The 17,925-nt window shown below is 63.9% G+C and carries 17 protein-coding genes; 13 read left to right on the top strand and 4 right to left on the bottom strand.

The annotated features are described in order from the left end of the window. From AC0L3P_RS23495 to neuB, 4 genes are all read left to right on the top strand, one after another. Positions 1-241 (top strand): GDP-mannose 4,6-dehydratase (locus AC0L3P_RS23495; RefSeq protein WP_473305447.1); only part of this gene is annotated, 241 nt, incomplete at its 5' end. Positions 242-260: 19 nt separating this feature from the next. Next, on the top strand, positions 261-1,445 hold the full coding sequence (locus AC0L3P_RS23490) for a LegC family aminotransferase (protein ID WP_473305444.1): 1,185 nt from the start codon (positions 261-263) through the stop codon (positions 1,443-1,445). Then, positions 1,438-2,616, top strand: coding sequence for a UDP-N-acetylglucosamine 2-epimerase (gene neuC, locus AC0L3P_RS23485; protein ID WP_473305442.1), 1,179 nt, complete (start codon positions 1,438-1,440; stop codon positions 2,614-2,616). The genes AC0L3P_RS23490 and neuC overlap by 8 nt, the downstream gene beginning before the upstream one ends. Further along, complete coding sequence (gene neuB, locus AC0L3P_RS23480) at positions 2,613-3,683, top strand: N-acetylneuraminate synthase (protein ID WP_473305440.1); 1,071 nt, start codon at positions 2,613-2,615, stop codon at positions 3,681-3,683. Before neuC ends, neuB begins: the two co-directional genes overlap by 4 nt. Here neuB and AC0L3P_RS23475 read toward each other — a convergent pair. Continuing rightward, a complete protein-coding gene (locus tag AC0L3P_RS23475) occupies positions 3,680-4,291 on the bottom strand; it encodes an acetyltransferase (RefSeq protein ID WP_473305438.1) in 612 nt (203 codons plus the stop codon). The two genes, neuB and AC0L3P_RS23475, sit on opposite strands and share 4 nt — an antisense overlap. Positions 4,292-4,488: 197 nt before the next feature. Here AC0L3P_RS23475 and AC0L3P_RS23470 point away from each other — a divergent pair, with 197 nt between their 5' ends. From AC0L3P_RS23470 to AC0L3P_RS23430, 9 genes are all read left to right on the top strand, one after another. Further along, positions 4,489-5,538, top strand: a complete 1,050-nt coding sequence (locus tag AC0L3P_RS23470) for a nucleotidyltransferase family protein (RefSeq protein ID WP_473305436.1) — start codon at positions 4,489-4,491, stop codon at positions 5,536-5,538. After that, on the top strand, positions 5,535-6,443 hold the full coding sequence (locus tag AC0L3P_RS23465; RefSeq protein WP_473305434.1) for a Gfo/Idh/MocA family protein: 909 nt from the start codon (positions 5,535-5,537) through the stop codon (positions 6,441-6,443). The genes AC0L3P_RS23470 and AC0L3P_RS23465 overlap by 4 nt, the downstream gene beginning before the upstream one ends. Then, positions 6,440-7,141, top strand: coding sequence for an acylneuraminate cytidylyltransferase family protein (locus AC0L3P_RS23460; RefSeq protein ID WP_473305432.1), 702 nt, complete (start codon positions 6,440-6,442; stop codon positions 7,139-7,141). Before AC0L3P_RS23465 ends, AC0L3P_RS23460 begins: the two co-directional genes overlap by 4 nt. Before the next feature lie 13 nt (positions 7,142-7,154). Further along, complete coding sequence (locus AC0L3P_RS23455) at positions 7,155-7,976, top strand: SDR family oxidoreductase (protein WP_473305430.1); 822 nt, start codon at positions 7,155-7,157, stop codon at positions 7,974-7,976. A 10-nt stretch (positions 7,977-7,986) separates the two neighbouring features. After that, complete coding sequence (locus AC0L3P_RS23450; RefSeq protein WP_473305426.1) at positions 7,987-9,501, top strand: MATE family efflux transporter; 1,515 nt, start codon at positions 7,987-7,989, stop codon at positions 9,499-9,501. 72 nt (positions 9,502-9,573) lie between these two features. After that, entirely contained in the window at positions 9,574-10,968 is a 1,395-nt protein-coding gene (locus tag AC0L3P_RS23445; protein WP_473305424.1) for a surface carbohydrate biosynthesis protein, read from the top strand. After that, complete coding sequence (locus tag AC0L3P_RS23440) at positions 10,965-12,368, top strand: capsular polysaccharide export protein, LipB/KpsS family (RefSeq protein ID WP_473305421.1); 1,404 nt, start codon at positions 10,965-10,967, stop codon at positions 12,366-12,368. Before AC0L3P_RS23445 ends, AC0L3P_RS23440 begins: the two co-directional genes overlap by 4 nt. 8 nt (positions 12,369-12,376) lie before the next feature. Next, the gene (locus tag AC0L3P_RS23435; RefSeq protein WP_473305418.1) at positions 12,377-13,129 is read left to right on the top strand and encodes a glycosyltransferase family 2 protein; all 753 of its coding nucleotides are present in this window, start codon (positions 12,377-12,379) and stop codon (positions 13,127-13,129) included. A 158-nt stretch (positions 13,130-13,287) separates the two neighbouring features. Continuing rightward, positions 13,288-14,250: a UDP-glucuronic acid decarboxylase family protein gene (locus AC0L3P_RS23430; RefSeq protein ID WP_473305416.1), complete on the top strand. Its 963-nt coding sequence runs from the start codon at positions 13,288-13,290 to the stop codon at positions 14,248-14,250. 95 nt (positions 14,251-14,345) lie between these two features. On the opposite strand, the gene AC0L3P_RS23425 is transcribed toward AC0L3P_RS23430, so the two are convergent. The 3 genes from AC0L3P_RS23425 to AC0L3P_RS23415 form a co-directional block, all read right to left on the bottom strand. After that, positions 14,346-15,395, bottom strand: a complete 1,050-nt coding sequence (locus AC0L3P_RS23425) for an O-antigen ligase family protein (RefSeq protein ID WP_473305413.1) — start codon at positions 15,393-15,395, stop codon at positions 14,346-14,348. A gap of 405 nt (positions 15,396-15,800) precedes the next feature. Next, positions 15,801-17,000, bottom strand: coding sequence for a glycosyltransferase family 4 protein (locus AC0L3P_RS23420; RefSeq protein WP_473305410.1), 1,200 nt, complete (start codon positions 16,998-17,000; stop codon positions 15,801-15,803). After that, on the bottom strand, positions 16,993-17,925 hold the full coding sequence (locus AC0L3P_RS23415) for an NAD-dependent epimerase/dehydratase family protein (protein ID WP_473305407.1): 933 nt from the start codon (positions 17,923-17,925) through the stop codon (positions 16,993-16,995). Before AC0L3P_RS23415 ends, AC0L3P_RS23420 begins: the two co-directional genes overlap by 8 nt.

Here is a 17,925-nt window from a genome sequence, read left to right as displayed (position 1 = left end):
GATGATCGCCGATGTCATGGGGACGACTATCGAAATCGAGACGGACGAGGCGCGCCTGCGTCCCGCCAACAGCGAGGTCGAACGGCTCTGGGCCGACAATTCCAAGGCGCGCCAGCAGCTTGGCTGGAGCCCTGAATTCGGCGGTGTCGACGGCATGCGCCGCGGCATGATTAAGACTGTCGAGTGGTTCACCAATCCTGCAAACCTCAGCCGCTACAAGGCTGACGTCTACAACGTCTGAGGCGATGGTGGACAGTCCCGTGACCAGATCAGGTTTCGAACCCAAGACCATCGTCGATGCCGTACGGCGCGCTGTGGGAACACCCAACGGAATTCTCGGCCTGCACGAGCCGGTGTTCGCCGGCAACGAGATCGCGTATCTCCAAGAGTGCATCAAGAGCACCTTCGTCTCCTCGGTCGGGCCGTTCGTCGATCGGTTCGAGCGCATGCTGGAGGAGGTCACCGGCGCCAAGCGCGCGGTGGCCGTCGTCAACGGCACGGCCGCGCTGCATGCGTGCTTCCGCCTCGCCGGCGTCGAGCCCGGCGACGAGGTCATTTCGCCGGCGCTGACTTTCATCGCGACGACCAATGCGATCGCCTATTGCGGCGCGACGCCGCATTTCGTCGATAGCTCGCTCGTCACGCTCGGCATGGATACTCGCGCACTCGCAACGCGACTCGACGAGATCGCCGAGCGGACGGCCAAGGGCGCCGTCAATCGCGAGACCGGGCGCCGCATCGCCGCGATCACGCCGATGCATACGTTCGGGCATCCGGTCGAGCTCGACGAGATTGCCGCGACCGCCCGCGAGTGGGGCATCGCGCTGGTGGAGGATGCCGCAGAATCGCTGGGCTCGACCTACAAGGGTCACGCCGTCGGATCGCAGACGCGGCTCGCGGCGCTGAGCTTCAACGGCAACAAGATCGTCACCACCGGCGGCGGCGGCGCCATCCTGACCAATGACGAGGAACTGGGGCGCCGCGCCAAGCACCTGACGACCACCGCGAAGCTGCCGCACAAATGGGCCTTCATCCATGACGAGATCGGCTTCAACTACCGTTTACCCAATCTGAACGCCGCGCTCGGCTGCGCGCAGCTCGAGCAGCTCGACGGCTTCCTCGCAAGCAAGCGCAAGTTAGCTGCAGCCTATCAGCGCGCCTTCGCGGATATTCCGGGGGTCTGCTTCTCGCGCGAGCCGAAGGACGCAACGAGCAATTACTGGCTGAACGCGATCCTGCTCGACGAAGCCCATGCCGATCGGCGCGACGATCTGCTCGCCGCGCTCAACGACGCCGGCTTCGGCGCCCGTCCGGCCTGGACCTTGATGCACAAGCTGCCGATGTTCGCGCAAAGCCCGCGCGGCGGTCTGTCGACCGCGGAATCGATCGAACGTCGGCTGATCAACCTCCCCAGCAGCGCCAGCATCAGGGTTCGCGATGAGTAGCGTCGCGCGAAAAATCTGCTTCGTTACCGGTAGCCGCGCTGATTTCGGGCTGCTGGTCTGGCCGATGCGTGCAATCCGCGAGACGCCTGGGTTGACACTTCAGCTCGTCGCCACCGGCATGCATCTCGCACCGGAGTTTGGCTACACCTTTGCCGCCATCCGCGACGAGGGGTTCGAAGTCGACGAGCGTGTCGAGACGCTGCTCAGCAGCGACACCGGGGCCGGCGTCGCGAAATCGGTCGGGCTCGGCGTCATCGGCTTTGCCGATGCTTTCACGCGGCTAGGACCGGATCTCGTCGTCGTCCTCGGCGACCGCTTCGAGATGTTCGCGGCCGCGCAGGCGGCGATGTTCATGCGGCTGCCGATGGCGCATCTGTTCGGCGGCGACGTCACCGAGGGCGCGGTCGATGAGTCCACTCGTCACGCCATCAGCAAAATGGCGCATCTACATTTCACGAGCAATCCGGGCTCGACGCGGCGGCTGATACAGCTCGGCGAGCACCCCTCGCGCATTCACACCATCGGCTCGGTCGGCATCGATGCCATCAAGCATCTCGCCCTGATGGACCGCGACGGCATCGGTCGCGCGGTCGGAATGCCGCTCGGTGAGCGCAACGCGCTCGTCACGTTCCACCCCGTCACGGTCGAGGCCGGGCGCTCGGTGGCCGAGCTGGAGGAGTTGTTCGCAGCACTGGCGGCGTTCGATCCATCCTGTCGTTTCGTGTTCACCCTCGCCAACGCCGATGCCGAGGGCCGTGCGTTGAACGCACGGATCGAAGCTTTTGCGGCAGGCCGGCCGAACACGATCGCGGTCGCCTCGCTTGGGCAGCTCCGCTATCTCAGCCTGATGAACCAGGTGGACCTGGTGATCGGCAATTCCTCGAGCGGCCTGCTCGAAGCGCCCTCCTTCGGAGTTCCCACGGTCGATATTGGCGACCGCCAGAAGGGACGTGAACGCGCCGCCTCGGTATTTCACGCAGCGGCCGAGCGCGATTCGATAGAAGCCGCCATCTCGGCGGCGCTCCAGCGCGGCCGTCAAGCCACCGTCAATCCTTACGGCGAAGGCGAGTCCAGCCGGCGATTTGCCGACATTGTCGCCGGCGTCCCCGATTTCAGGCAGCTTCTGGCGAAGGGCTTTTACGACCTTCCGGCAAGTGGAGCGCGGCCATGACGACCCACACGCTGATTATCGCGGAGGCCGGTGTCAATCATGACGGCAGCCTGGAGAAGGCGCTGGCGCTGGTGGACGCGGCCGCCGACGCCGGTGCCGACATCGTCAAGTTCCAGACCTTCGATGCGAAGGCATTGGCGGGCGGTGCGGCGAAGAAGGCTGAGTATCAGCAGCGCACGACGAACGCCACCGAGAGCCAGCTTGCCATGCTGCAACGGCTCGAACTGCCGCAAGCCGCGCACCACACGCTGATCGCGCGCGCCAAGGAGCGTGCCATCGAGTTCCTGTCGACGCCGTTCGACGACGCGTCGCTCGCCTTCCTGCTGTCGCTGAACCTGCCGCGCATCAAGATCGGATCAGGCGATCTCACCAATGCGCCGCTGCTGCATGCGGCGGCGAAGGCCGGCGCGATGCTGATCCTGTCGACGGGCATGGCGACACTCGGCGAGATCGAGGAAGCGCTCGGCGTGCTGGCTCATGGCTACGGCCAGCGCAACCATCCGCCCGGCATTGCCTCCTTCCGCGCGGCGTGGCGCGATCCGGCGGCACGCACAATGCTCGCGCGGCACGTCAACCTGCTCCATTGCACCACCGAATATCCCTGCCCCATCGCGGATGTGAACCTCGCCGCAATGGCCACAATGCGCTCCGCATTCCAGCTCCCGGTCGGATATTCCGATCACACCGACGGCTTCGAAGTTTCAGTGGCCGCCGTCGCGCTCGGCGCCACAACGATCGAAAAGCACCTGACGCTGGACCGCGGCGCCACGGGCCCCGACCACGCGGCCTCGCTGGAGCCGGACGATTTCAAGCAAATGGTTGCGGCCATCCGCAACGTGGAGCGTGCACTGGGCGACGGCGTGAAGGCGCCGAAAGAGTCCGAGATCAGGAACGTTCCAGTCGCGCGCAAGAGCATCGTGGCGGCGCGTGCGCTGAAGGCCGGCGAGACCATCGGCCCGGCCGATATCACCGCCAAGCGCCCCGGCGCCGGCCGTCCGCCGATCGAATATTGGTCACTGGTTGGGACGGCAGTGCCGCGCGCGCTCGAGCCGGACGATCCGGTCTAGCCTTGCGGCTTTGCCGGAATGCCGCGAAGGACAGACCCTGGCGGGCATGGCGCCGTGACCACCGATCCCATCGCCACCAGCGTGTCGTCGCCGATCGCGATGTGGTCCCTGACCCGGCTGCCGAGACCGACGAAGCAGTTCTCGCCGATCTTTGCGCCGCCGCCGACTATGGTTCCCGGCGACAAATGCGTGCAGTCACCGATCTGTACGTCATGCTCGACGACGACACCGGAATTGATGATGCAGTGATCACCGATCCGGCTTCGCGCATTGACGATTGCGCCGGGCATGATGACGGTGCCTGCACCGATCCCGGCCGAGGGCGAGACGATAGCGCGCGGATGAATCACGGTCGCCCAGCGCTCGACCCGCATGCAGCCGATCATCTGCCGGCGAGCGGGCCCCGCCTGCATCGTTCCGATCCCCATGACGAAGGCCGCGTCCGGATAGTTCGGCGCAGCGTCGTCAGTTCCGAGATAGCTGACGTCGCCCAGTGTTGCGGGCTGGCGATCGAGGAAGCCGATAACCTTGAACTGGCCGGACAACAGCGCCGCCTCGTAGACCATGAAGGCGTGTTCGCCGCCGCCTATGATGATGAGATCGTCCATGCCGATTCCCCTGCGCTGCACAACCTTAGCGGCGGGACGGCGGGTGTTCAAACCGTTGATTCGGACCGCGAAAAGCGGAGGTTAACGGGGCTGCCTTAGGAAATGCGGTTGGGGTTGACGTCGCGTCTCGCAGCCGCGATATAGCAGACTTAAGCCGCGGGCGGCCCCGATATCCGGCGTATACGAGGCAGATTGCCATGAAATCCTGGCGTAAGGCCGTCGTTGGAACGCAGGCCACCGTGGGCGAGGCCATTGCCGCCATCGAGAGTGGAAGCATCCAGATTGCGCTCGTGCTCGACGACCAGAGTCGCCTTTTGGGCGTGGTCACCGACGGCGATGTGAGGCGCGGCCTGCTCCGCGGCATCCCGCTCGCAGGACTTGCGACCGACATCATGAGCCGTGCGCCGGTGTCGGCTCCTGCGGCACTGCCGCGCGAGGATCGCCTGCAGCTGATGCGGCAGAAGTCGATCAAGCAACTCCCGCTCGTCGACGAGGGCGGGCATCTTGTCTTGGTCGAGACCCTCGATGAGTTGCTCGAACCGCGCCACTATCCCAATCCGGTCCTGATCATGGCGGGCGGCCTCGGCGAACGCCTGGGCGCGCTCACGCGCGAGGTGCCGAAGCCGATGCTCAACGTCGGCGGCCGGCCGCTGCTCGAGACGATCGTTCGCAACGTCGTGCAGCAGGGTTTTGGCAACATTTTCATCTCGGTCAACTACAAGGCCGAGACAATCAAAGACTACTTCGCCGACGGCACCGCCTTCAGCGCCAATATCCAGTACGTACACGAAACGGAACGCCTGGGGACCGCAGGCGCGCTCGGCCTCTTGCCGACGCCACCGGCTCTGCCGATGATCGTCACCAACGGCGATATTCTCACCACGATTGACTACCGGGCTCTTATCGACTTCCACAACGGAACGCCGGCGGAAGCGACGATGACGGTCCGCGAGCACAAGGTGCATGTACCGTACGGCGTGGTTTCCACGTCGGAGGGCTTTCTCGATGCCATCCGCGAGAAGCCGACCGAGAGCTGGTTCGTCAGTGCTGGCATCTATGTGATCGGCAACTCCGTCTTTCGCCATGTCGCGCCGGGAGTCAGCGTCGATATGCCGACCGTGCTGGAGCGCGTGATAGCGGGCAACGGACGCGTCGCGGTCTATCCGATCCGCGAATACTGGCTCGACATCGGTCGCCTGGAGGATTTCGAGCAGGCGCATGCGGAATTTCACGAGGTCTTCCCGTGACATCGACAACCGCCGTCGTGGTCGGCCTCGGCTCGATTGGCACAAGGCATGCGCGCGTCCTACGAGAGCTGGGGCTTCGTGTCGTGACCGTCAGCCGTCGCGAAGGCGGCGAGTACGGCTCGATTGTGCAGGCCATCGCCGGCGCACATCCGGACTATGCGGTGATCGCAACCGAGACCGCGCGCCATGCCGACGATCTGCAAGAACTCGCGCAGGCCGGCTTCCACGGCAAGGTCCTTGTCGAAAAACCGCTATTCGCAACACCGGCGTCGCCGCCGAAATATCCGTTTTCCCACGTCAGCGTCGGATACAATCTGCGCTTTCATCCCGTGATGACCGCGCTGGCCGAAAGCTTACGCGGGCGCGAAGTGATCACGGTCGCCGCCTATGTCGGCCAGGACATCAGGGACTGGCGCCCCGGCCGCGATCATCGTGCGACCGCTTCCGCCACGGCTGACGCCGGCGGCGGCGTGCTGCGGGATCTCAGCCACGAGCTGGATTATCTGTTGTGGCTGTTCGGACCGTGGCATCGCGTCGCGGCGCTCGGCGGCGCGTCCGGCGCGCGCGATATCGACGTCGACGACCACCTCGACCTGCTGCTCGATATGCAGCGGGCGCCATCGGTCCACGTCCACATGGACTATCTCGACCGTCAGGGTATCCGCCGCATTCGCGTCAACGTCGACGACGACACCATCGAGGCCGATCTCGTCGGCAGCCGGCTTGCGATCAACGGCAAGATCACCGAGATCCCCAGCGAGCGCGACCAAACCTATCGCGACATGCATGTCGCGGCGATGGATGGCGCGAGCCCCGCCTGCTCTCTGCCCGAGGCGCTCGGCGTCGTACATCTGATCGATGCCAGCGAGCGCGCTCTGCGCACCAAGACCTGGATATCGCCATGAGTCTCCTCTGCACGATCTGCGCGCGAGGCGGCTCGAAAGGGGTCGTCGGCAAGAATGCGCGCGAGCTCCTGGGCAAGCCCGTGCTCGCATGGAGTATCGAGCAGGCGCGCGAGACCGGCCTGTTCGACGCGATCGCCTTCAGCAGTGATTCTGACGCATTGCTCGATGCGGCACTGAAGGCGGGCGCCGACATCGCCGTGAAGCGTCCGGACGAGATGGCGACGGATACCGCGCCAAAGCTGCCGGCGATCCGCCATTGTCTCGAGCAGGCCATCGCGCAAACGGGCAAGACGCCCGAGATTTTCGTCGATCTCGACGTCACCTCGCCGCTCAGGCTCGCCTCCGACATCGCCGGGGCGGTGGCACTGCTGCGCGAGAGCGACGCCCGCAATGTCATCACCGGCGCGCCCGCACGCCGCTCCCCCTATTTCAATCTGGTCGAGCAGCGCACCGATGGCAGCGTTGGCCTTTCCAAATCCGCCAATCCTCCAATCACGCGCCGGCAGGATGCGCCGCGCTGCTTCGACATGAACGCGTCGATCTATGTCTGGCGCGTCGCGCAGTTCCTGGCGCAGCCCGCGGTATTCTATCCGGACACACGCCTGTTCGAGATGCCGGAAGAGCGCTCGATCGATATCGATTCCGATCTCGACTTTGCGTTGGTGGAGCTGTTGCTGCGCCAGCGACTGCCGGCCTGAGGGGGCTTATGCAATGACCACGAGCTTCAAGGCTCTGTTCGATCTCACCGGACGTACCGCCGTCGTCACCGGCGGCTGCGGCATTCTCGGCCGTCGTTTCGCAGAGGGCCTCGCCGAGTTCGGCGCCAATGTCGCGATTGTCGATCTGGACCAGGTCGCGACCGATGCGGCGGCAGCCGACATCACGTCACGCCATGCCGTCCGCACCAGGGGTTATGGCTGCGACATCACCCAGCCCGACGCGGTACGCAACACCGCCGATGCGATCGAAGCGGACCTCGGGCCGGTCTCGATCCTGCTCAACAACGCCGCGAGCAAGACCCGCGACGTCGACGCCTTCTTCGCGCCGGTCGAGCAGTTTTCATTGGCGACCTGGCGTGAGATCATGGCGGTCAATCTCGACGGCATGTTCAACGTCGCCCAGGCCTTCGGCGGTCGAATGGCTGAGCGCGGCTACGGCGCCATCGTGCAGACCGCCTCGATCTACGGCCTGATGGCGCCCGACCAGCGCATCTACGAAGGCTCCGAATATCTGGGCCGCGCCATCAACACGCCTGCGGTCTACACGGCTTCCAAAGCGGGCGTCATCGGACTGACCAAGCATCTGGCGACCTATTGGGCGGCGAAAGGCGTTCGCGTCAATACTCTCACCCCGGGAGGGGTGGAGAGCGGACAGAACGAGACCTTCAAGGCGCGCTATGCTGCCCGCATTCCGCTCGGCCGCATGGCAAAGGCCGACGAGATGGTCGGCACCATGCTGTTCCTCGTCTCCGATGCTGCGTCCTATGTGACCGGGCAGAACATCGCGGTCGACGGCGGGCTGAGCGCATGGTGAGCGGCGGAGCATGCTGAAACAGTTGATCCGAAACACGCTGATCTCGAGCGCCGCCTTCGGGGTCGCGGCCGTGCTCGCCCTGATTGTCATTCCAGTCATCATCCGGACCTGGGGCGTGACCGAGTTCGGCCTCATCGTGCTCGCCCGCATCCTGCTGCCGAGCGGCATGATGAGCCTGCTCGATCTCGGCCTCTCCGAGGTCACCACGCAGGCGGTCGCGCGCGCGCGCGAGCATCGCGATTGGCATCTTGCGGGCCAGCAGCTTGCATTGTTAACCGTGATGGCCTTTGGCCTCGGAACGCTGCTCGCCGTCACGATCTGGATCAGCGCTCCATACCTGACCATCGCGCTGCGCGTAGACCCCGCGCATGTCGACAGGTTCTCGCAGATCCTACGCTATACGGCGCTCGCCAATCTGGTGCTGATCCCGGCGCTGGTCTGGGAAGGCATTGTCAAGGGTTTTGAGCGCTACAACGTGCTGCGGCTGGCGGAGGTGAGCTCCACGATCGCCTATGTCGCCTGCACGATCTGGGCCTCCAACGCCGCGGCCTCCTTCGAGTTCGTGGCCTATATCTATCTCGCCAGCATCTTGATGCGTGCATTTCTGGTGTTCATCGCAGCCTTCGTCGCCGTCGTGCGCAAGGTCAGGCTCGCGATGTGGGACGCGCCGATCCGGCACGAGCTGTTCCACCGTTGCGCGCTGTTCGCCCAGGGCAAACTGACGGGCGGCCTGGCGCTGCCGATCCAGCCCTTCCTCGTCGGCCTTTTGTTCGGGCCCAAGGGCGTCGGCGTGTACGACACCGTGGTCCGGCTGTCCCGGGTCTCCAAGATCGTCGTTGGCCTCCTGACGTCGGCTCTGCTGCCGGTGGCGAGTCGTCTGGAGGAGCGCGGCAACGCCAAGGCGTTCCAGCGGCTCGGCGAATTCGGCCTCATCATCCTGCCGATGTTCACGGTGCCGCCCTTGGTGGCAGTCGCAATGCTGTCGCCCGAGATCATGCAGCTGTGGATCGGGCCGCAGATGCTTCCCTACGCCTTCTGGATGGGCCTGAGCTTCGTGGTGCCTGTCTGCGCCCAGTACCTCGCGTTCGGCAACGTCATGTTCCTGACCCGCACCGACGTGCAGTCGCGCCTGAACCGGCTGATGATCTATCAACTGGGGGTCTGGGCCGCAGTGGCGGTTGCCACGCTGCACATGTTCGATGAACGCGCGCTGATTCTCGGCCAGGTAGTGGGCAACGCCGTCATTCTACCGTTGCAGATCGGCGCCGTGAGCCGCGGGTTGCAGCTTGACTCCCACCGCCTCCTCAGAGCACTTCTCACCCAAGCCGCCGTCCTCGTGGTCGTAAGCCTGCTGTTGCTCAAGCTTGCCGACTACGTCGCAATCGACGGCTTCTGGGGGCTTGGGCTGGCGATCGCTGCGTTCTGCGTCGTGAGCTGGGCCGTGCAGTATTTCTTCGTTCTCGAAAAGCGCCAGCGGGCGATCTTCGTGGAACTTGGCCATCGCTTCGGCTGGGCTTCGACATAGCTCGCAATTCAGCGCCATCATGTTCAAGAGATCAATGACCGCCTTGTTTGATTCCACGAGGAGACGCGAACGGTGCGCATAGGCCTGGTGGTCGATCACCCCAAGCGTGACCTGCCGGGCGCAGTCATGCTCGGTTATCAACTCGCACGGCGCGGCGTTTCCGTCGTGCTGGTACCGATGTACGAGCAGGCGGTCGATGTGCCACGGCTCGGGCTGGACGCGCTGGTGGTCAACTACGCACGTCCTGTCAATCTCGACCTGATGCGCAGCTTCGCCAAGGCCGGTCTCGCGCTGTACGTGCTCGACACCGAAGGCGGCGTGCTTGCCGAAAAGGGCGGCAACTCGCCGCCCGCCATGGCCGCGCACATCAAGGACAGCGGCTACGCCGGTCTCCTGGCGGGCTACTTCTTCTGGGGCAGCCGGCTGCACGACGCGTTCCTTACGGCCGGAACCATACCGCCGGAGCAGCTTCACCTCACCGGTTGCCCGCGCTTCGATTTTGCAGCCTCACGCTGGCGTGCGCTGCTCGACGGCGAACCGCGCGGCTATCTGCTCGTCAACGCCAACTTCCCACTGGTCAATTCGCGCTTCAGCGGTGAGCCGGGCGGGGAACGCGAGGCGATGGTGCGGGCCGGTTGGGATGGCGCCTATGTCGATCTCTTCATCGCGGACCTGAAGCAGGTCTTCGCGAACTATCTCGCCGAGATCGGGCGGCTCGCCGCAGCGCGGCCCGACCGCAACATTCTCGTGCGTCCGCATCCCTTCGAGAGCGAAGACGTGTATCGCAACGCGCTCTCGCGCCATACCAACGTCGTGATCGACGGCAGCGGCAGCGTGCTCGACCGTATCCGCAACGCGGCCGCAATCATTCATCTCAACTGCGGCACGGCCGTCGAATCGGTGTTGCTGGAAAAGCTGCCGCTCCAGCTCGAATATTTGAACACACCAATCACCGCGGGCCATGCCGGGCTGCCAGCTCGCGTGAGCCGTCAGGTGTCCTCGTTCGATGAGTTGCTTGGCGCGATCGACCACGTCGAGCGCGAGACCGGGACATTCGATTTCGCCCGAGTTCACGCCGCCGACATCGAGGCTTTCTTCCATCTTAACGACGGACAGGCGGCCGATCGTGTCGCCGATGTCCTGATTCACGCCCAAGGCTCGCGTCGGCCTTACGTGTCTCTGCTTGCGACCGTGAAGGGTACGCGCGCCAAGCCGAGCCTCGGTCAGATCGTCAAGGGGGTCGCGAGCGCCGCGCTCGGCTCGGCCGTCACCGAGCGGCTGCGCAGCCGATTCAATCCAGCCCGGCGTGACAAGCGGATCGAGCTGGCCTCCGTCAAATCCCTGCTTCAGCGGATCGCAGCTCATGATGGCGCGAGCCCGTTGCAATTCAAAGCGCGACGCGCGCATTGCGCAACGACGGGTTTGCCGCTCGCGAGCATTGCGATCGACCAGGTCCTAGAGCAATGACCAGATCTGCAACGACCATACTCATCACGACGCTAGCGGAATACCAGACCCGTTTCTGGATTCCGGTCGCACAACGGTTGCGCGCGGCAGGCCATGACGTCGAATTGCTCGCCTTCGACGATCGCAGCGCGGAGATTTCGAACGCTGCAGGCGTGCCGGTTACGAACATGTACCGCGAGGGTCTCAAGGCTGGCCCTGCCCCAGACGATCGCAAGGCGTTCGACGCGCGCGTCGCTGCCTACGGGCTCGACGGGACCAACTTCCTGTTCAGCCATGAGCGTTTCACTTTCGGCATCCGCGACACGGCCGCGCTGCGCCGGCGATTCATGATCTACGCCAACGCCATGGAGGCGCTGCTCGACCGGCTGGAGGCGCAAGGCACGCGCGCCGAGCTGGTGCAGGAGCTCGGCGGCTTTCTCTCCGTCATCGCGAGCTTCTACGCCGCAAGGCGCCGCAACATCCGCAACTGGTTCATCGAGCCGTCGTTCTTCCGCGGCCGCATGTATTTTACGCCCGACAGCCTCGCAGCTCCCGAGGTGATGGCGACACCCGCAGACACGGTGTCATCGGAGGTGCGCGCCTATCTGGACGACACGCTGACGCAGCGCGCCATCGTCATCCCCAAGAAGGACCAGCACCATTATTCGGCGGCCTTCAAGAAGGTCGTGAACCTGCGCAATGCGCACCGTCTTGCCGAAAAGCTCTGGGATCAGTTTGCGCTCGGCAAGCACCAGGAGTTCGGGCACAATCTGCGCCACGCGCGTGTTCATGCGGCAATGGCGCTCAACGCGACGCGGCTGCGCAAGCTCTATCGCCTGATTCCTGAAACGCCGTTCGTCTACTACCCTTTCCATGTTCCCGCCGACATGGCGTTGACTTTGCGCTCGCCGGATTATCTCGACCAGGTCGCCACCGTCGACTTCCTGCTGCGCACGATTCCGGATTCGCATGTGCTCGTGGTCAAGGAACACCCCGCTCAGATCGGCGCGATCGCAGCTTCGCGCCTGTTCGAGCTCGCCCGCCGGTTCGACAATTTCGTGCTGCTGCCGCCGCAGACCAACAATTACACCGTGCTCAATCGCGCCGACGCCGTCATCTCCGTCAACAGCAAGTCGGGCGCCGAAGCACTGCTGCTCGGCAAACCGGTCGTGGTGATGGGCGATGCCTTCTACCGCTCCTGCCCGCTGGTGTATGCGGTTGACCGCCTGGCCGATGTGCCGGCACGGCTACGCGAAGCGCTCTCCGCCGGGCCATTCGATCCGGCCAGGGGGGCGCCCTATTTCGAGTCTGCCTGGCGCCGGTCTTATCCGGGCGAGCTTTATATCGGCGATCCCAAGCTGCTCGACACGTTTGCGGCCTCCTTGCGTGCGGCAATCGCCGCGCCGGCCCGCGTGAACTGAACGGATCCATGATGCCGCTCGTCTCGATCGTAACACCCTCCTGGAACGTCGAAGGCCTGATCGAGGAAACGATCCGTTCGGTGCAGGACCAGACGTTCGCCGACTGGGAACTCTTGATCGCCGACGACTGCTCGACCGACAGGACGCCGGCGATCATCGCCGCGATCGGCGAGCGCGATCCCCGCGTCAAGCTGATCCGGCAGGCCCGAAATGGCGGCCCGGCGCTCGCCCGCCAGGCCTCGATTGACGCCGCGCAGGGCCGCTATCTCGCATTCCTCGACAGCGACGATCTGTGGCTGCCGGGGAAGCTCGAGCGCCAGCTCGCCTTCGCCCGCGAGAAGCGGGCGGCCCTCAGCTACACCGCCTTCCGCCGCATCGACGAGAGCAACAAGGTCACCGGACGGCTGATCGAGGTGCCGGCCTCGCTCACCTATGACCAGCTCCTTGAGAACACCGCGATCGCGACGCTGACCGCGATGGTCGACCGCGAGATCGCCGGTCCCGTCGTGATGAAGAACGAGGGCTACGATGATTTCTGCTTGTGGCTCTCGATCCTGAAGCGCGGCCATACCGCCTACGGCCTCAACGAGGACCTTGCACGCTACCGCGTCAGGGGCTCTTCGGTCTCGAGCCGCCCGGTGCGCTCCGCCAAATGGGTTTGGCATATCTACCGCAACGTCGAACGCCTCTCCCTGATCAGATCGAGCTGGTGTTTTGCTCATTGGGGTGCGCGGGCCTGGCTGAAGCGGCGCGAATTCTAGCCAGCGCCCTGACGAGCGCTCCCATAAAAATATCGAAAACAACCCGATGCGCAGTATCGGTATTTAGATACCGCGGACCAAGCCATTTGGCTATTGGCGAGTCCGGCCGTTGCCGATACCACTCAGCGCGCGCCGCCGCGGACAATCTGGAACCGATCATGCCGTTTGAAAGCTACAAGAACAGCCGCATCCTCGTGACCGGAGGCGCCGGTTTCATCGGATCCCACCTCTGCGAACGGCTGCTCGATTCGCGGGCCGAGGTGGTGTCCGTCGACAATTACTTCACGGGAAGTCGGCGCAACATCGCCCACTTGATCGCAAATCCCCTGTTCGAGGCGGTCCGGCACGACGTCACCTTTCCGCTCTACATCGAGGTCGACGCGATCTTCAACCTGGCCTGCCCGGCCTCGCCGATCCACTACCAGCGCGATCCCGTACAGACCACCAAGACCTCGGTGCACGGCGCCATCAACATGCTCGGCCTCGCCAAGCGGCTCAAGGCGCGCATCTTCCAGGCCTCCACCAGCGAGGTCTATGGCGATCCCCTCATCCACCCCCAGACCGAGGATTATTGGGGCAACGTCAACCCGATCGGCATCCGCTCCTGCTATGACGAAGGCAAGCGCTGCGCCGAAACGCTGTTCTTCGACTATTGGCGCCAGCACGGCCTGCCGATCAAGGTCGCGCGCATCTTCAACACCTACGGCCCGCGCATGCAGCCCAATGACGGGCGCGTGGTGTCGTCCTTCATCGTCCAGGCACTCAAGGGCGAGCCGATCACTGTGTTCGGCGACGGCGGGCAGACCCGCTCGTTCTGCTATGTCGACGATCTCGTCGAAGCCATCATGCGGCTGATGGCGACCGGCGAGAGCGTCACCGGGCCGATCAACATCGGAAACAATTCGGAGTTCACCATCCGCGAGCTCGCCGAGAAGGTGATCAAGCTCACCGGCTCGCGCTCGCAACTGATCTTCCAGCCGCTGCCGCAGGACGATCCGCGCCAGCGCCAGCCCGACCTCACCAAGGCGAAGGCGGCGCTGGACTGGGAGCCGAAGGTCGCGCTCGAGGACGGGCTGAAGGAGACGATCGCATACTTCAAGCGTACGCTCGAACTGGCCTGATCCAGCTCGCAATCTCCGTCGGCTGCAAGCGAGTTTCCGCACGAGCGCACCGTCAGGCTACCGGGCGTGGACGCGGTTTGCGGCTGGGGGATCAGCTACGGGACCGCGAGCGGGCGCGGTTCACCGCTTGTCTCGTTCCCGTCATCCTGCGGCAGCCCAACGGCCCAGCCCATGAATCCAAACAGCAGCGCTGAGTTCGTCATCGAGCCACTCATCAAAAACTCGATCCCGACGAATACCAGGCCAGCAAACACAAAGGACGCGGCGGCATTAGAGCGCGCACACTTTGCTGCCGACATTGCCGCCAAAATAAACGCAGCAGCCAAAAGCAGCGCCGCGGCAACTCCAACCTCGACTGCGGCTTGCAGTACAACGTTGTGCGGGTCCGCCTTATAGCAAGATTGTTGAGCGAACGTTCCGATACCTTGGCCGAAAAAACCAGCCTTCGGCAACAGGTTCAAGGCTTCCTTTGTGAGGATTATTCGGATCGCGAAGGTATCATGGGTATCGCACGTCACGACTGGCTTTTGCGCATTCTCCAGGACAAGCCCGATGATCTTGCCGGACATCGTGGGACGAGCAGCCAAACCAACGACAATGCTCAGACACACCACGCCGACTACCACCAACTGGCGCCGGCTGCCCATCCTGACCGTCGCGACGAGCGTGACCGCCAAGGCGATGAAAGGGTGTCGTACCATTGCTGCGGCAAACACGAACGCAGGCAAGGCGATCAATCCGCCGACAACACGCCATTGGAGCGACGATAAGTTCATCGAAAGGAAAGCAAAGACCAGGAAGCACCACGTCAGCGAAAACACGGTCGGACCTTCGTGGAAGCCCATGACCAGCGGCTTGTACTCGCCGCTCCGATCGTAAACCACCGCCCAGGCCGTCAGCAGCGTCCCGATCGAAACGAGCGCCGCCGTGAGGTAGGAGAAGCGCAACAGATCAAAACGATGGCCCACGGCCCGGAACGCGGGATAGGCAGCCATCGAAAGGGCGAGCAGCGCATAATCGCGATCAGTCGTCGTTCGACCGTGGACGATTACCGACGCCACCATGAGCGCGGCCAATGCAGCGAACAAATAGTCTGCAGGCAGCGGGCGAAACTTCCCCGATACGACGAGCAGCGGCGCAATCATGACAGCCACTGTTACGGCTGCATGACCCTTCGTGCCACTCAGGCCATACAAGAGGATAAGGACTGAGTTAGTTGAGATCCAAACCGCTACTGCTGCGTGCGTCAACCAAGTCTTCGTCATCGGCCTGATCGCTGAAACCCGATCGCCGAGACGATCAATAACCTTGTCGCTGTGACGCAAGGCGCAAAAAGCCCAATGGCATCGATGTCAATCATGACTCCAACTGGGCGAGCGCCGACACGTTACTGCGCGTACCTGCTAGCATTGGGGCATCAACTTGTAAATGTCGCCGCCGGACCTCAGCTGAGAAGGCTTGGACCGGCGCCAGTCGCCATGCAGCGAGGGTTGGATCGCTCTGGGCAAACCAAGGTCTCGAGACCAAGCCGCTCGCATCCACGCTTCTCGTCAGGCTTGGCCGCGACGCGACGCCATCACATCCCGGGTCAGTCGGATGAAATCGGCAACGAACGCCTCTACGCGATGCTCCAGGTTCGGCAACAAGTTGCGGACGAACACAGGCCCGGCGGTCTGCGCAACCTGCAACATGTGATCGGCCAGCGACTTGGGGTCGCGGATGCCGAAGTATCGCGCGCCGCCCTCGGTCTGTTCGCGATGGACATCGATGTTCGACAGGATCATCGGGACACCAAACGACTTGGCTTCCTCGACAGTGGTGCTCCACCCCTCGCACTCCGAAGGATTGATCAGCGCCGTCGATGCGCGCAGGAGCGCGTAGACATGATCCAGCGGAATCATTCCGAGATGTCGAAAATTCATCTCCAGGCCGCGCGTCTTGACCTCCTTCATCATCGCCTCGAAGAGACCGGGCTCGCGGAAGTCCTGCGTGCTTCCCGACGCCGCGACGACGACATCCAGACCCTGAGATTTCAGCAGATCAAGCGCATCGACCACGATTTGATGATTTTTGTGCCGCCAGAACTGGTTTGGCAGATAAAAATACCGTGACGGAAGACCATAATGCGCAATCACGTCGGACGGCTGCGTGGCGAGCAGACTGGCGGGCGGCTCGGTCGCAAACCGGACGACCGAGACGCCGCTCGAATTGCCCGGATAGAACTTCTTGAGATCGCCGAACGCCGTGGCGCTGCTCAACATGATGTGCCGGCCCGATGCGATCTGAACCCGAAAGCCGAGATCACGCCGCCAAAGTGCACTTCTGGAGAACAGATGCGGGAGTAGTCGATGCTGGAAATCCGGAAACCATGCGACGGCCGGAAATGGCAGGCGCCAACCAAAGAAGCGCGCGGATTCGAACACCATGTCGATCCTGCTGGCCGTGAACGCGGCGGCGGCAGGTGCGTCCAACCCAAAGACGATCGCGCGGCCGAGGTCCGTCGCACGGGCAAGACCGGTCGCGGCGTGATCGAACACCGGCGAGCGCACGACCTCAACGCCAGGAATGCCGGCCAGCACCGCGATCTCCTCGGGATCGTCCGCCGTTCCGGCAAACAGCACGGGTACCACCGCCCCCGGAGAATGCCGGTTGAGCACCTCGAACAGATTGCGTTGATAGTTGTAGCCACCCGCCCATAGTCGACGTGGGATATTGGTGAATGCAATCCGCAGCGGCGCGCTCTCAGGCACGAGCCTGGCTCCTGAACCATTCGACGTAGTCGGCCAGCCCGCGCTCCAGCGGGATACGCCAATCGAAATGCATGTCGAGCACGCGCCTGTTGTCCGCCAGCAAGCTCGTCGGGTCCCCTGGCCGCGCGACGCCGGAAAAGCGTGCGACCGTTTTGCCGCCCCAATGCCTGATCAGGCCCTCGGCAATATCGGCAACGCTCACGCCGCGCCCCGAACCGCCATTGATCACGCCAAAATCGTTCTGCCACTCCGCCTCCGCGACGCGCGCCAGCAAGCGAACGACGTCGCGAACGTCGGTCCAATCCCTGATCTCGGCCCCCGTCCCTCCGAGATTCAACGTTTCCACCTCGCTCCGCAGCCGAGAGCAGATATCCCAGAGCAGTTGCTTGCGAAGATGGGGACCATAGACAGAGAACAGTCGCACGACCATGCAGTGGATGCCGAAGCTCTGGACGTAGCTTTGGCACAACTGCTCCATCACCAGCTTATGGTGTCCGTAGGGTGACATCGGCAGAAGCGCCGCGCTCTCGGGAATCGGACCGGTGTGATCGGCGCCGTAGACCGCGGCGCTCGACACCACGATCAGCCGGCTGCTGGGCGCAAAACTTCGGAGCCACTCGAGCAGACGCGCCGTGCTCGTCACGGTCCGCGAAAAATCCTCGAACGGGCGCGCGATCGACAGCCCGACCGACGATCCGCCAGCCAGATGGAAGACTTGCGACGGCAGCCCGTGCAAGGCTGCGAGCGCGTTCAGATTGGCCGCGTCAACTTCGCCATTGATCCAGGTCTGCAAACCGAGGGCCTGCGCCTGGGCCGGATCGAGCGCACCGTGACCGACGCCATGGACCGCATGCCCGGCGCTCGCCAACTCGCGAACGAGATGACGTCCGATGAATCCGTTCGCACCGGTAACCCAATTGGACAT

This window comes from Bradyrhizobium sp. WSM4874 (assembly GCF_055811835.1).
This window is presented reverse-complemented; position numbering and strand designations above follow the sequence as displayed.